The following is a 16301-nucleotide window of genomic DNA, read 5'->3' on the forward strand; positions in this document are numbered from 1 at the left end:
ATAAGTGATAACATTTTTAGTTAATTTTGATAAAGATATAGATAATATAGAGCTGACAAAGCTCTATTTTTATCCATATTTAAAAGAACAAAAAATAAAAATTATAAACTCTTCAACTAAGAATAATGAGGATATATTTAATGAAATAAAATACTATATATATAACAGTAGTCATTTAAAAAAATCAAAAAAAGAGTTTCAATTACTATTCCTTGTACCTATTTGTGATAATAAAAATATTTGCTTTAATAAGAATCTGACTAATAGAGTTTTAAATATAAAAGAGGAACTTTTAAATAAATTATCAGAAGAGAGATTAGAAGCTGATTATATAAACTTTATTACAATAGACGATTTAGAAAGAGACTTTGTTTCAACTCCATTTAATGTAAATGCAGCGATAGCTGAAGAGTTAGACAAAAAAGGATATACTCTTGCTCCTATAATATATTTTGAAGAGTTAGTAGAAATTGAAAATGAATGGAAAAAATTAGTAAAAAACATAGAGAATGTAGAATTTTCAAGTAATAACTATGAAAGATTGTCTGATTCAGAAAAGGATAAAGTAGATTCTTTAAAAGAGATTTTTTATTCTATTGATAGTCTTATAAAAATAAAAAGAGAGGCTATAGATGAAAATATTATAGGATCTATAGATGATTCTGCAGTAAGAAGTCATATAAAAAAATATGAACTTTTTAAGAAAAAATTAAGAAATGATTTAGAACATGATTTTAAGATGAGAGTAGATTCTATTAAAAAATTAGATATAAAAAATGTAATGTTATCTACTTTAAAAATGGATGGTTATTATTATGAGTATTTATTTAATAAAAATGACATTTTAAGATTAGAGGAGTTTTGGGTTAAAAACAATCCATCTCTTTCAGGAGAAGAGTTATTTAACTTAAGTAGTTCTTATATAGAAAAGTTAAAGATTATAAGAGTTGAAATTGAAAAAATAATTGATGAAATAATCGAAAAGAAATTAGAAGGTCTTAAATCTTTAAATTTAAAAGCTGATGAGCAAGCAAATAATATATATGTTAATAGAAGAACTATAAAACAAGTTGGGGAGAGATTTAAAGATAGATTTATAAAAAAGAAATTAGAAATTGTTATAAGTGAAAAATCTTTAAGAGAGGGAAAACTTATAAATCCAGGAGAAGTATTAAAGGATTTATTAAAAGAGAATTATAGTTTAGAAAGAGCAACAAGACAGAACAATTATAAGATTTTTAGAGTACCTTTTGAAAAAAAGAATACATTAGAATTTAATCAAAATCTTCTTAAATTATCTTACTTTATTCTATTTTTAGTTGAATATGCAGAGAAAAAAGAAAGTTATATATATAATGGAAGATATTTCCATTTAGAAAATATAGACTACAAAAAAAATTATAATAATATGATTTTTGATAGATATATTGAAATTCTTTGTAGAGAAAAAAGTAGAATAGAAGCTGAAAAGAAAAGTCTAAAATCTAATTTGCAGATTGAATATTATACTCCAACAAATGAATCATTTAACAATTTAGGAGTATTAAAAAACATATCTAAAATTGATACTCCGAATTTTGGAAAAATGTTTAAATCAAATGATATTGATTTTTATTTTGAATGGATTAATGATGTTGAAAGAGGATTTTCTGATTATTTAGATAAGTCAAGTGAAGCTTTATTTGAATATCAAAGTAATAAAAATAGATTTTTAACAACTCCAAGAGGAAAAAAAGAAGTAGAAATAACAATAGAACAGGAAGTAGCAGAAAAAAAATCAAGATTAGATGAATTAAGAAAAGAGATTGGTGTTATAGAGGAAAAAATTGAAATTGATATAAAAAACAATTGGAGAAAAAAGATTGAAAAAAGTTTAGATTCAAACGATTTGAAAAGTCTACTTCAAAAACGTCCAACAAGCGGAGATTTAGTAAAATTAATGTCATTATCATTTATTCAAATTTTTATCTATGGATATTATAAAAATATAGAAAGTATTTTAGCTATAGGAGCAAATGTAGTTATGACAGCAGTTATAATATCTGCAATTATTTTAATACTATTGAGTATGTTAAAAACTAAAATAAATAATTTTTTAAATATTGCAACTAGAGAAAGAAATGACTATAGTAATATTTTAACTAGAAAAATGGAATTAAAAAAAGAACATATAGATAAAGAGATAGAGATTAGAATTGCAGAAAAAAATTATCAGTTGGCTAAAAGAAAAGAGGAAGAATTAAATGAGCAACAAGAACTTTTAGAATACTATAAGAATCAAATAGATTTACATTGTCAAAATGCTAGTGAATTAAAAAGAATAGTTAGTAATATTGCTAAGAGGGGAACTGATGAACAAGATTATTTAAACGAAACATTTAATATAAAACTCCCAGAGTTAGATTATAAAAAAGCTCCTTTTGAAAATAGTAGATTTAATCCTTGTAAATACATAGAGATTGCTCAATATAAAGATCTTATTATTTACATAAATCAACAAGAAAATCTAATAAGTCCTCAATATTTATTTGGTTGTCATTCGATTTCATTAAGTGAAGATAAGATATATAGTGAGGCGGTGGTTTAAAATGGATTCTATAATAAATTTTATAAAAGATAATGTATTTTTAAGTTTGCTATCAATCTATTCAGTTGTTTTATTTATTCTAAGTTTATTAAATTTAGATAAAAGAAAAAGATATAAGCAGATTAGCAATGTAGGATTTTTAGTAATAGCAATTTTAACAACTTTTGGAGGCTCAATTTATTTTTCTAGTAAAATTAACTATGATAGCTTTTTTGAAGTTGAAAATAAAGAAATAATTATTTATTATTTACTATACTTTGTTCCAGTGGCTATAACTCTATCAATATTAATTTTAAAGAAATTTATATTAAAAGTTTTTTCAAGTAAATCTGATGAAAAAAGAGATTTGAGTCCTAATAGTCCTTACGAAAGATTAGAGGATGGATATTATTTAAAAGATCACTACAGATTTTTTAGAGATGGAGTAAAGATTTTAATCTTTATTTTTGGAGCTTTAAGCATAGTTTCAAATTATATGACAATATACAAGATAAACTTATTAAAGCCTCATAAAGAGGTATTAGGAGTGCCATATCTTCCTTTATTTTTGATACTTGGGTTTATTTTTACATTTGAATTATATAATTATCTAAATGGTAATGAGAATAAATCAACAGTTAAAAATTATCAAAAGAAAAATAGTGAAAATATAGCAGAAGAAGAAACAAAAAGTTTCAATGAATTGTACCATGATTATAAAAAAACTTGGCCTGCTAATGTTATGGCCAATGTTTTTAAAGAAAACAAAGTTATAAATGAGAATACTCAAATTGTAGAAGAAAATATAAAAAATAAAGATGTTGAAGAGGTTTATTTTAGTTTAAAGAAAAATTTTGAGATAAAACCTAAATATCTAGCTATTTTAGAGGATCTATTTCAAGGTAAGGATACTATAATAACAGATTCTAATTATGAGGAGATTTCACCATTTATTTTCTCCTACTTGGAAAAAAGTATTATAAAGGGTAAAAAAATATTAGTTCTAGCTGAAACGGATCTTTATACAAATTCAGAAAATAGAGAGTTAATAAAAGGTTGGTTTGAAAATTGTTTTAAGAAGCTTTATAAAAAAAGCATTAGAAAAATAGTAACATTTGATGATTGGAGAAATCACAGTAATTGGGATATTTTAATAGGAACTCAAAGTGAAATAATAAAATATCAACAAGATTTTATAGAAAAAATTCAAGAGGAACAAAATGAATTAAAAGATTTGGTTATTTTTGTAATAAATGAAAAGTTAGATGAAATAGCTGAAAATATACTAACGCTAAGTATTTTAAGTAATATACTAAACACTCACTTTAAAGTTAATAAAAACGAAGATGAGGGAGCACAGTATATAATACTATCCAATGGAACAGCTAATTTAGATGTAGCTATAAATAAAAATCTAGGAATAAATGCTAAAGAGCATAATATAGGTGTCACTAATCCTAAAGATTTTTATGGAATAATATGGAAAGCAGATCCTAAGAAAGAATATTATACTGAAATAATGGATGGAGTTCCTAAAGTTGAATTAGGTATAGCTAGTACACTCTCTTATTTAGCGTGGAATTATGGATTTAAACATCTAAACTTGGTTGAGCAAGGAAATTTACCGTACTCAAGTTATGAAGCCAATGTAGAGATTGCAAAGGATCATTTAAAGGATAGGCCTATAAAAAAATCTAATTTAAACGATTTATACAGAAATATAATTATTAATAATCCTATAACATCTTTAATAAAAAAGAGAGATAAAAATATTTTATTTGTAGAAGATAAGATATATAATGCTCCAGCATTACTAAAGAAATTCTCTTCGTTAGGAAATTCAGAAGTGTTTATTAATATAATATCTGAGAATTATTTATTAAGGGATTATTTTATAGATAATATAGACTATTTTTCACACTCTCCTCATTACGGTTACACACCGAAAATAGAGAGTAATAGTTATAAAGTTGCAGCTTATTTAAAAGAGCTATTAACAAATACACAAATTAAGGTATCTGAAGAGGATATTAAAATTGAGATGATGTCTATTGAAAGTAATATTAAAAACGTTGAAGAGGAGTTAGTGAAATTATTTTTAAATGTTTATAATATTGATCTTTTAAAAAGAGATTATTTAACTGTAGAAACACAAAGAGTTTATAATGTGGAAAAGAATGACTTTGAAGAAGTAAAGTTCTATAAGTTAAGTGGAGATATATCAGATAATGTTAATTTTAAATGGTTTGAAAGCTTTGAAATTATTGATTCTGGAAGAAGAGTATATGGAATAGTTCCTCATGAGCACGTATACCAAAACTATTTAAAAGGACAAGTTCATTGTTTCAATGGAAAATCTTATACAGTTGAAAATATCGATTTGATAAATAAAAAAATAAACATTGTTCCTTCTGAAAAAGTAAAAAGAATAATTTATAGAAATAACGATAAGATAAAAATTGATAAGGTAGATTCAAAATTAAAAAACACATTTGCAACTGTAGAAAATGGAAATTATATTTTAGAAAAAAAGACTTTATCAGCTAACTACGATATAGAGACAACTGGATATTATGAATTTTTAGGTGGAGTAAGTCTAAAAAATCAAGATTATAAGTATAACTCTTTGGAGTCTTTAGGTGAAAGATTTGAAAGAGATTATAACAACGGACAGATTTTATCGATTAACTTAAAAACTAAAGATTTAAAAATTTCAAACTTTAACAATGTTGCAACAACTTTGGCAGTTTTATTTAATGAAATTTTTAGAACAGTATTTCCTGAAAATTATAAATATGTAAAAATATTTACTTTTGTATCAGAGGATTTCTATAATATTGAAAGCAATTTAGAGTATTTTGAAGAAGGATTTACAACTCCAGAGTATTTAGCTCATATTTTACCAGCTAAAGTAACGATACCAAAAACTGAGTTTAAAAATATTTTTGAAGAAAATAATGAAAATCAACTTAATTTATATTTTGTAGAGGATTCTCATAAAGATATTGGATTGATAAGAGCTATAAGCGATAATTTTGAAGATATTTTAGGATTGATTCAAGATTATCTAAATTGGTTAAACGATGGAGAGATTCCCAAAAAAATATGGAATAGAAGTGAATTTAAAAATAGTGAAAAGTTAGAGTATTTAAAATATGGTTTAGACTCTTTACCTAAAGAGTTAGATATAAAAGAGTTAACACATGTTTTAAATAAAATATTAGGGGATAATAAGTTTACAGATGCTAGAAAAAGATATTATGAAAAGATAACTAATGATAGCGAAAAAGAGGATGATTTTGATAAAGAGTATGCTTATTTAAAGTCAAAAATATAAGAAAAGGATGAGGAAATGAATATAATGGGGAATTTGAGTGAATATACACAAACTATAAACATAATATTATGTGTATTAATAATAGGGTATGCAGTAAAATCTTTTGTAGATTTACTTCCAACTAGAGAATTGGCAACAGAGTTAAAGGATTATCTAAATATTTTAGATTTAGTTAAAAATCAAAAAAATGAATTGGAAGAAGTAGAGTTGAAAAAACTTTATGAAGAGTATGAGGAGTATTTATTATCAAGAAAACAGTTTAAATATCTTGATGAAAATATAAAAGACTATAATAAAATGCTAAAAAGTAAAGACTACCAGGATGTAAAAAGTGAGTATTACTTTAATGAAATAAGCTTAATAGATAAAAACTTTAATTTACACTCTTTAAATCAGAAGGGGCCTACATTAGTAGGTCTTGGAGTTTTGGGAACATTTTTAGGTTTATTTTTAAGTCTTAGTCAAATAGATTTTAACTCAACAACGAGTCAACAGCTAAATATAATAGATAAAATAATTCCTGGAATGAGCTTAGCCTTTTTAACAAGTCTTGTTGGAATGGGAACCTCTATTCTTTATACAAGATGCCAAAAAAATTGGATAGGAAAATCTGTAAGCGAAATTGGTAAAATTGAGTATAACTTGGATGTAATATTTCCTGCTACTACTACTTCAGATATTTTAATGAATATAGAGGGAAATATAAAAAAACTAAGCGAAACATTAACAAGAGAGTTAGGTGACTCAGTAGCAACGGCAATAGATAAAAATAAAGATGCATTATTTGGAACGTTTGCAAAAAGTATGGATAGAAATATGACTAATATGAGCCAAGATATAAGTAAAAGAGTTTCAAGTTCATTAAATCAAATATTTAATCAAGATTTAATAAATACTTTTAAAGAGCTTCAAAACTCTTTAACAGAAACAAAAAATGGATTGGAAGCAAATAATAATATATTTGAAGGAGTTATAAAAGAGCTTCCAAAAGTAGTTAATAGATTCAAAACTATGAATGAAGTAAGCAGCTCTATATTTGAAAATGCTCAAAAATCAATGCAAGAATATGATAGATATATGAAGGGAACTGAGAATTTCTTGCTTTCATTAAATAGAATGGGAGATTTACAAAAAGAGATTGAGCAGAGTATAAGTGTTTTAACAACTACAACATCTAAAAATTATACAGCTCTTGAAGAAACTACAAATAAAAATTGCCTAGCACTAAATACAACGACTGTAAATTTAATAGAGCAGTACAAAAATATAAATTCAACACTAAAAGAAAGTTTGATAGATGTATTTACTAAAAATGAAAATCTTTTAAATATGACAAATGAATTACTTGATAAAAATTCAGGAAACATAGTTGAATTAGATAAAACTATGGAAAGCAATATAAAGTTAATTGTAGACGGTATGGAAGATAGAAGAAAAGATTTTGAAGCTCAACATATTAAAATTACTAAAAACCAAGAGAAATTAGAAAGTGAAATAGGAAAAGCATTAAATGAGTATGATACAACAGTTTCTAATGTAACTGGTCAGATAAAAGATATAATAATAAATATGAAAGAGATGTTAACTCCAAAGGATGAATAGAAGGGAATTGTATAAATGAAAAAAAGAATAAAATTTAATGATAACAATCAATTCTTTTTATCTATAAGTGATTTAATAATGGGAGTTCTTTTAATATTTGTATTATTATATGTAAAAGAACATTTAAGATCAGATCCAGAAAGATTAAAAAGATTAGAAGTTGAAAATAGAGAGCTGAAAATAGAGAATAAATTTTTAAAGCTTAAAGTGGAAGAATTGACTCAAAAATTAAAAGAATATGAAGAGATTATAAAAAGATTAAAATTAGAATTGGAAAAATCTAAAAATCAAATAAGAATTTTAGAAAGAAAAGAAGCAACGATAGAGGAATTACATCAGAGAATTAATCAAAAATTATTAGAGTCATTTAAAGATGATAAAGATATAAAAATAGACACGATAAATCAAGAGCTAATACTAGATGATAGTGTTCTTTTTGGTATTAATGAATGGCAGTTAAAAGAGATTGGTAAGGAGAAATTACAAAAGATTTTACCTAAATTTTTCTCTACCTTTGTAGATGATGAAACAGTTGTAAATTTCTTAGAGCAGCTAACAATAGAAGGTCATACAGATGATTTAGGTTCTAAAGATCCTCAAAGAAACTACCTATATAATCTGGATTTATCACAAAAAAGAGCTTATGAAGTGGCTAGATTTATATATAGCGATCCATACTTAATAGAAACATTAGGTGAAGAGAGATTGAAAAAACTAAAAATATATTTATCATCTAATGGAAAAAGTAATGCTAATCTAGTATATCAAGATTCTAATAAGAAGATTGTAGATAGAAATAAAAGTAGAAGAGTTACTATTAAATATAGACTAGATATTCAAAAAATGTTAAAAAATTCTTCGGGAGATATTTAGGTTATGATAAAAATACCAAATGCATCACAAAAAGAGTTGGAAAAATTATTGAAAGTTAGAGAACAAATAGAAACTTTTCAAAATGAGAGTGAACTAAATACATATTTGAATAATATAGATAAGAGATTTATAAAGGAGAGGAATATCCACACAATATTTTCTAATTTAAAAAATAATAAATTATTTAAATATGGAAGTGCTGATATAAAAAAGAATATAAAGGAGATTCTTTTTGCTGCAACACCTTTAAGGGTTCTTACAAAAGGAGATGCTTTTAAACTTTATTTATATCTTTATGAAGATGAGCTAGAGGATGAAAAAATCCAGAAATTAATTGAAGGGTATTCAAGAGATAACTTAGCAGTAACAAAAGAAAGCTTTATAGAGTTTATAATAAAAGAGTCTAAAAATTTATATACAGAGTGGAGTTTTCCAATAGAGATAAAAATAGAATATAAAATCTATGAAGATGTTGTAAAAAAATTGGAAAATCCTGAAATATTAAATAAGTTAGCTCCTATTATTTTGGAGTTATCAAGATATATTGATATGAAAGCTTTCGATGAAAAGTTAAGAGAAGCTGTAAAAGAGAAGATGCTTGAAGCGCTGCCTAATAAAGCTAGAAATTTTTTTAAAAAATACAAGAGGGTACGTTTTAATAAAATAGAAAAAATTGATAATATAATATTTATTTTTTTAGAAGGGAAAAATATAATATCACTAACTATAAGAAAAGATAAAAGTATGAGAATAGAACTTTTAGATAAGAATAGATATAATAGAATAGTTGAATCTGAAATAGGTACATCTCAGCAAAGATTAAAAGAAAAAACGTCAACATATGAGGTTAAAAACTTTAAAGAGCTGGCTAAAAAACTTAGACATTATGGTTATGATATAAAATGGATAGAGATAGACACTATACCTAAAATACTTGGTATTTTAGTAGCTGCATCTGGAATAATTTCAGGAGTGGCAGCCATTGGATATTATTTTTGGAAATTTTAAATTAAATAAATGGAAAGGATTAAAATTAGAATGATAGATGCTCAAAATGAAATAACAGAAAAATGCTATCTCATAAAAAATGATATTTCTGTAAAAAATGAGATAACAGCAAAAATAGCAGCGGATTTTGCAGTGACTTATTATAAAGTTTTTAGAGAAAATTATGATGAAAAGACTTTTGTGTATATTATAAAAAAAGTTATGGAGTTTTTTAATAAAGCAGTAATTGATATTCCAAAAAGAAAGTTGGAAACAGATGCTAAAAAACTTACTAATGATATTGATTCTTTAAAAGAAGAAGTACATAAATTTTCAAAAATTTTATTTAATAAAAATTTTGAAAGTAGTATAACTGGAGATTTCTCTAAAGAAGATTTGGAGCTTTATGAAAGTGATTTTAAAGAAATAAAAAAAGAGCTAAAAACTTTAGAGTTAAATAAACCATTTTTTCTTTTAAGATGGAGTTGGAAAAAAAAGATAAAAAAAGAGCTCTCTAAATTAGAATTATTAGAAAAAAATTCTTATAATCTTTATGAATCATTTTATGAGAACAATAAAGAAAAAAATAGGATTTTGGAAGAGATATATCTAGATATTAGAAAGCATTTAAAAAGCTTTATGTCAGATGTAAAGCCTAACATAGGAGAAGAGCTTGCAGATATTCCTTATGAATATGTCATAGAAGGAATAGATGAATTAAAAAGCTTTGTATTTGATGTTGTTATAAGTAATTTTTATCAATATTATACTTTAAAAATTGAAAAATAATAAAGCAAGAGGTTGATTTTTTAATCAATCTCTTTTTATTTATATTGACGATAAAAAACTTTAGATAGGATTTTTCTTGTAAAAAATAAAAGGAATTGTTTTAAATTCATGTAGTTATATAAAAATGATGTAAATTAAGGGGGAGGTTATGTTAAAAGGATCAATAAATAGGTTGCTTTTAGTAGTTATAATGCTATTAGCTTTAGGGTGTGGGTATAAAACTCCAAAGGTTGTAAAAAACGATTATACAAAAATACAATCAGTAAAAATAGGACAAGGTAGGACTGTAAACATAGTATCTTTTACCAGTTCATATGATAATGAGAAAAATTTAGAAAAAACATTTGGAAAAAGTTTGTTAACTATAGCCCAAAGTGAGTTTAGTAATAGTGGATTTAATGTTGTTGAAAGAAATGAAATGGAAAGTGTAGTAGAGGAACATATATTTTCTAAACAGATGACGAATGTACCTTTAAAAACTAAAATGATTCCTGCTAAATATAATGTATATATAAAAATAGTTAATATGCAAATTAGTAGTGGTGGAATATGGATTCCAATAATATATACAGATGCAGATTTTTATGTTGAAACTTCTTTAGAAGTAAAACTTGTAGATAATGAAACAGGAGTAATTAAAATAAAAAATGGAAATGCAGTAACTAGTAAAAATGAAAAAAACTTTCTTTTGCTATTTGGAGATTTGGGAGTTAATATAAATAATGCTGTTGAGTTTTCTTTGAGAAATGCAATTAGAGATGCATTAAGTCAGTTTTAATATAATATAATTTAAGAAATTAAAAATACTCTCCTTTTGTGGTAGACAGATAAAATACAAGTCTGTTTATTTCAAAGGGAGTTTTTTATTTTAAATTTTCTACTAAGTGAAATAGTATTATTATAAATTGACTACTAGCTAAAAAAATATCTCAAGATAATAAAGTTGACAAAAGGAGAGTCATTGAATCTTTAGGAATATTTGTTTATTGCTTAAGGAATTACTCTTTATGGAACTCAAATATTATTGTTATAATTTTTCTCGTAAATTATTTAGTCTTAAAATATTAGTCTTTTTTTCCAAAAATTTAATATAGAAGAAAATTTAAAAAAAATAAAAAAATTTTCAAATAGATAAAATATAACTTTGAGAGTATAATTTATAGTTAGTAAACGAAAACAAGAGAATAAATACAGGGGGAATAAATGAACAAAGTTTTTAAAATAGCTAATAGGGAAATTATTTTTACTCAAGATGATATAGATTATATCGAAATTAGAAAAGTATTTCATGCGGAAGCTTTAAGGCTGGGTCAAAAATATTTAAATTTATATAACTCTTATGGAAGTATTGAAAAGTTTTCTGAAATTGGATTAGAGGATGGAGCAAGTATTATCGTAGAAGCAATGGAGTATGCTGTAGATATTTTAATAAAGAATGATATATCAATGTATGATTCAGAATATTTTCTAGAAAAATTTGGAGAAAGAATAATCTCAGATTGGCAAAATTCATTTGACGAAGTTAATGAGCAATACTTACAAATTATTTTAAACACAGAGCAATTAGATAATTATAGAAGAAGTAGACGTCAAAATCGTTCACGTTGGATAGGGGTAGGATTTGGTATAAGAGGAGCACTTAAGAGTGCAACAAAAGCGGGGACTTTAAATCTAGCAACAGGAGCTGTTCATGGAACTATTAATGGTATTGCAAAAATTGGTTCTAGTGTAGTTGAAGCTGGAAAAAAAGGACTTTTATATTCAAATAAAGAAAATAAAGAAATTCTTGTTGCTGGAATTGAAAATTCAGTATTTTATATTCATGAAGTTTTAACAGAACTATTAGGAATAAAGAGAAAAATTAGTGTAAGTGATGAAAAACAAGCAAATGCAATTTGTAATAATCTTCCTAAATTTAATGAAACCACTAGAGAAGAAAATATAGTTAAAATATTTACTCTAGACCCTTATAATTATGGTGTATATGAATACATTTTAAAACATTATGGAGATAAAAATAAAGAATTATCTAAGCTTACTACTTGGCTTAATTTTGATATAATTCCAGATATTGTTGCAAGTTTATCAGAAGAGATTTGGAAAGGATATAAAAGCTCATCAACAAAAGAGGAGCTGTTAATATTAAAGGAAAAAATATTGAATTTTTATTCTGAACTAGGTATTGATTTAGAATTGAATAAGCTTAAACAGCAATTGGATCAACTTAATTTAAGCATATTTAAAAAACAAGTTAAAGACTTAGATTTGACAACAGAAGAAGCTTGTATAAATTCTAAACAACAATTAAAAATATACAGAGATGAATTAAAAATTTCTCTTGATGAAAGTTTATATACTAAAACATTAAAAGAAATAGAGGATAAAATTGTTAGTTTTGATAAAGAATATAGAACTTTAAAAGAATTTGATTTTATATTTGATACAAAAGAAGAGATAAATAAAGTAAAAAATGAGTATTCAGAAGAGATAAAAAAAATGGGAGAAATTAATTTAGTTTTAAAAAAGACTTCTTCTTTGAAAGAGATAAATGATATTTATCAAACAGTTATTAATTTTTTAATTGAAGAAAAAATAAAAAATAAAAAATTAGAAGAAATAAAAAAGTTGAAAGAAAAAATTGAAAAAGATTTTAAAAAAGTAGGATCTAGCAATAAAATTTTATCAAGAGTAAAATCTGGAATACTTTATTTTATTAGTTTTTGTTTATTATTTTTAGTTCCAATAGGAACTATTGTAGGAATAATAATTTTTATATATAATTTCAAAAAATCTAAAAAGAATAATAGAATAAGGGCAGAGCTAGGTATTTAAATTATATAAGAGAAATATATTTTAGAAAGTATAATACATATTTAATAAATAAAAATGATTTACGTAAGGGGAAAAAATGAGAAAAAAATTACTAGGAATTTGTTTATTAGCTTTTTTAATAGGTTGTAAAGGCGAGGAAAGTAAAACACAAGAGTTAAAGCAAGAAAATAAAGTAAATCAAGTTTCGGAAACAAAAGTATCAAAGACTATTTTTAATGAAAAATCTTTAAATGAATTAAAAAAAGTTCAAGAAAGATTAAAATTACTATACAATTATTCAACCGAGTTAAGATATGAGTTTTTATATGATAATACGGCAATAGGAATAAGTGAAGAAAATAGTTATTGGTTTAGAACTTTAAGTAAAAAAAATAGTTTATTTTCTGTAATATCAATAGATTTGAATAATATAAAACCATATATATATCTTAGTACACCATATAATAGTATAGAGATAGAGTATGAGCAGTATTTAAAAATTATTGAAAAGTTTGTTGAAATAAGGGATTCTCTATATGCGTTTGAACCAATAAGAGATATGGAAGTAGTTATATTTGATAATATTTTAGTGAATTCTAAAGAAACAAAGATAACTTTATTTCTACCTAAAAAAGGTGGCAATTTAATTCAATTTATAAATAAAGAGGATGAAAAAGAGATTTTTAATATTAAGTTAGAAGATACTTATGACTTAGAAAAAAATAATAATTTAGAGTCGGTAAATAATATAGTTTTAAATTATACACCTAAGTTTTTAGAGGATGTAATTAATTTATCTCAACTTTATAAAAAATTAGATTATATAGTTAAAAATTCAAAAGAGATATCAACTCCCCAAAAAGAGTCAAGCCAATATTCGACTATAGATTTAGATTGGGTTAATTCAGAGGAAAGTGGAGTAACTTATTATGCTAGTGGAAGAGTAAAAACTTTAGGTTTAATTACTGGTGGTTATGAATTTGAAGACAAAAGTAACATTCCTATGATAAAAGAGAATATGAATTTATTAAAAGAAACATTGAAGGAAAATAATATAGAAGAAAATATTAAAATGATAGTAGGATTAGAAAATCTAATAACTGTAAGTTTAAATGTAGATGAATCAAATCTGAATATAACACCTGAAGAAAAAAAAGAGTTAAAAAAATTAAGACAGGAAGCAACAGAGTTATCTAAAGAGGTTGAAAAGAAACTAAAAAGTATAAATTAGATATTTATTCCCTTTATATTAGACAGATAAAAAACAAAAATCTGTTTATTATAAAGGGATTTTTCGATTTTAAAAGTAGATAAATAACAAAATATAAAATAAATAAGATTTAAATAATTAAAAGGAGACTATCATGAAAAAATGGCATTTCAATAATACAGATATTTGTTCAAATTATAAGTTTAATCAATCTATGTCTGATTTTGATAAACATGGAATAGCTGGAGTTATTAGAGAGAATATACAAAATTCATGTGATGCAAAACTAGATGATGAAAATCCTGTAAAAATTGATGTAGATTTAAAGGAGATATACACAAGAGATCTTCCAGGAATTGAGTGTTTAAAAGTAAGAATCGATTCGTTAAAAGGAGAAAATCAATATTCAAGACAAACAATAGCAAATATGCAAGACGTTGTTAAAAATGAAAAATGCAATGTAATGATAGTAGAGGATTCAAATACAAAAGGTTTGTCAGGTGCAACGAAAGAAAAATCTCCATATGTAGCATATGCATATAGTAAAGGTTTTCATGCAGAGGATGAGGATGAAGAGAAAGAAGCTCAAAGAGGTGGATCCCACGGAATAGGAAAAATAGCATCAAATGCAGCTTCAGATATTGCAACAATGTATTTTGCAACTAAGGATGATTTAGAAGAGATGTATTTAGGTGGAACTTGTGAGCTTATAGATCATTCTTATGACGGAAGAAATTTTTTGGGAACTGGCTATTTTGCAAATTTTAAAGTGGATAGATTTGAAGCTTATAAAAATGAAGATGTTCACTCAATTTTTTCTAAAGAAACTAGAGGGTTAAAAGTTGTAATTCCCTTTGTAAAAGATGAATTTTTTGATGCTAATGAGATTACAAAAAGTGTTTGTGATAGTTTTTTCATTAGTATATTAAATAAAGAGTTGGAAGTGAATGTTTCTAATCAAAAAATAGATAGTGAAAGCTTGGAAGATATTATCTTAAATGAGATGTATTATGAACAAAACTTAAAAGATTTTAATAGAAATTCAAATTTAAGTCCTTTATATTTTAAGACTTTTAAAAATCAAGATAAAACAGAGTTGAAAATTTTTGATAAAAATGGAAAAGAGCATTTTTTTGATATGTATTTAGATATTGTAGATGGATTGAAGGTAGCTAGATATTGTGTTTTTAGAACCAATGGGATGAAGGTGGCTGAAAAATCAATAAAAGGTTATTCATCTTCAGCTTTTAATATTGTATTAGTCTCTAAAAGCATAGAAGAAGATATATTCTTAAAATCATTAGAGAATGAAGCACATACTCAACTTTCATCTGAACATATAAAAGATAAGGTATTTAAACAAAATGCAGTTAGATTTTTAAATAATTTAGATAGTGAAATAGGTAAAGTTGTTTCTAAAAAATTAGAAGAGTTAAATCCTGCTGATGGAAAAATTGATACTTCAGATATTATTTATGAAATGAACTATAATTTTAAAAAAATTGATAAAGAAAATAAATCAATAATTAAAATATCAGAAAAAGGAGATAGAAATAGTAGTAAAATAGATGAAGAGGATGAAATAGAGGAGCTAATTTTAACTAAAACTTCAACGGGAGATTTTGAAATATCTTCAGATGGTAGCATAGTAGCTAAATCAACTCCTTCAAAAACTAAAGAAAGTTCAAATAAACCGATAACTAGTTCTTCTGACTATGAAGACCAAAGAGTGGAAGAAAAAATTCCTAGTAAAAGAACAATTAATAAAGAAGTAAACGGTAAAGAGAGAAAGTTTGTAAAATTAGCAAGTGGAAGTGCAAAAAGAAAAATTTCAAAAGATAAAGAGAAGTTACTTTTAGATTTAACTGGAGTAGAGGAGATAAAAAAATATTCAAAGTGTTCCTTAAAGATTTCTGCTATTGATGGAGAAGGAAAGGAAACCGATGATTTTTTAATTACTGATAATTATAAAAATATTAAAGAGAATGGAATAGAATTGAATCTATCTTTTGATAAAAAAGAGATAGAAGAGGTGGCTATAATAGGTAATAAAATTAATTTAGTATTAGAATTGGCAGAAGATTATAATAAAAATTTAAAATTTATATATGAAGTGGTGATATAAA

At 24.5% G+C, this 16301-nt stretch carries 10 protein-coding genes; all 10 read left to right on the plus strand.

The features are described from left to right. The first annotated feature begins 4 nt into the window (after nucleotides 1-4). The 10 genes from NON08_RS12770 to NON08_RS12815 all read left to right on the plus strand — a co-directional run bounded on the left by NON08_RS12770 (nucleotide 5) and on the right by NON08_RS12815 (nucleotide 16300). The gene (locus NON08_RS12770; protein ID WP_256692003.1) at nucleotides 5-2587 is read left to right on the plus strand and encodes a hypothetical protein; all 2583 of its coding nucleotides are present in this window, start codon (nucleotides 5-7) and stop codon (nucleotides 2585-2587) included. 1 nt (nucleotide 2588) lies between these two features. Beyond that, nucleotides 2589-5903, plus strand: a complete 3315-nt coding sequence (locus tag NON08_RS12775; RefSeq protein WP_256692005.1) for a hypothetical protein — start codon at nucleotides 2589-2591, stop codon at nucleotides 5901-5903. 15 nt (nucleotides 5904-5918) lie between these two features. Then, a complete protein-coding gene (locus NON08_RS12780; protein WP_256692006.1) occupies nucleotides 5919-7505 on the plus strand; it encodes a MotA/TolQ/ExbB proton channel family protein in 1587 nt (528 codons plus the stop codon). Nucleotides 7506-7520: 15 nt separating this feature from the next. Next, entirely contained in the window at nucleotides 7521-8378 is an 858-nt protein-coding gene (locus tag NON08_RS12785) for an OmpA family protein (protein WP_256692007.1), read from the plus strand. Nucleotides 8379-8381: 3 nt separating this feature from the next. Next, nucleotides 8382-9386 (plus strand): hypothetical protein, encoded by a 1005-nt coding sequence (locus tag NON08_RS12790; protein WP_256692008.1) that lies wholly within the window; start codon nucleotides 8382-8384, stop codon nucleotides 9384-9386. A gap of 9 nt (nucleotides 9387-9395) precedes the next feature. After that, nucleotides 9396-10154: a hypothetical protein gene (locus NON08_RS12795; RefSeq protein ID WP_256692009.1), complete on the plus strand. Its 759-nt coding sequence runs from the start codon at nucleotides 9396-9398 to the stop codon at nucleotides 10152-10154. A gap of 148 nt (nucleotides 10155-10302) precedes the next feature. Further along, the gene (locus NON08_RS12800; protein WP_256692010.1) at nucleotides 10303-10932 is read left to right on the plus strand and encodes a hypothetical protein; all 630 of its coding nucleotides are present in this window, start codon (nucleotides 10303-10305) and stop codon (nucleotides 10930-10932) included. Nucleotides 10933-11357: 425 nt separating this feature from the next. Next, on the plus strand, nucleotides 11358-12986 hold the full coding sequence (locus NON08_RS12805; protein WP_256692011.1) for a hypothetical protein: 1629 nt from the start codon (nucleotides 11358-11360) through the stop codon (nucleotides 12984-12986). Between the two features lie 76 nt (nucleotides 12987-13062). Next, a complete protein-coding gene (locus NON08_RS12810; RefSeq protein ID WP_256692012.1) occupies nucleotides 13063-14196 on the plus strand; it encodes a hypothetical protein in 1134 nt (377 codons plus the stop codon). A 133-nt stretch (nucleotides 14197-14329) separates the two neighbouring features. After that, nucleotides 14330-16300, plus strand: coding sequence for a hypothetical protein (locus NON08_RS12815; protein WP_256692013.1), 1971 nt, complete (start codon nucleotides 14330-14332; stop codon nucleotides 16298-16300). Nucleotide 16301 lies beyond the last annotated feature (1 nt).

Source organism: Cetobacterium sp. NK01, assembly GCF_024506395.1.
GTDB classification, from domain to species: Bacteria; Fusobacteriota; Fusobacteriia; order Fusobacteriales; family Fusobacteriaceae; genus Cetobacterium_A; species Cetobacterium_A somerae_A.

Coding starts and splice junctions, on each gene's coding strand:
- NON08_RS12775 (WP_256692005.1), top strand. CDS start 2,589: ATGGATTCTATAATAAATTTTATAAAAGATAATGTATTTTTAAGTTTG.
- NON08_RS12780 (WP_256692006.1), top strand. CDS start 5,919: ATGAATATAATGGGGAATTTGAGTGAATATACACAAACTATAAACATA.
- NON08_RS12785 (WP_256692007.1), top strand. CDS start 7,521: ATGAAAAAAAGAATAAAATTTAATGATAACAATCAATTCTTTTTATCT.
- NON08_RS12790 (WP_256692008.1), top strand. CDS start 8,382: ATGATAAAAATACCAAATGCATCACAAAAAGAGTTGGAAAAATTATTG.
- NON08_RS12795 (WP_256692009.1), top strand. CDS start 9,396: ATGGAAAGGATTAAAATTAGAATGATAGATGCTCAAAATGAAATAACA.
- NON08_RS12800 (WP_256692010.1), top strand. CDS start 10,303: ATGTTAAAAGGATCAATAAATAGGTTGCTTTTAGTAGTTATAATGCTA.
- NON08_RS12805 (WP_256692011.1), top strand. CDS start 11,358: ATGAACAAAGTTTTTAAAATAGCTAATAGGGAAATTATTTTTACTCAA.
- NON08_RS12810 (WP_256692012.1), top strand. CDS start 13,063: ATGAGAAAAAAATTACTAGGAATTTGTTTATTAGCTTTTTTAATAGGT.
- NON08_RS12815 (WP_256692013.1), top strand. CDS start 14,330: ATGAAAAAATGGCATTTCAATAATACAGATATTTGTTCAAATTATAAG.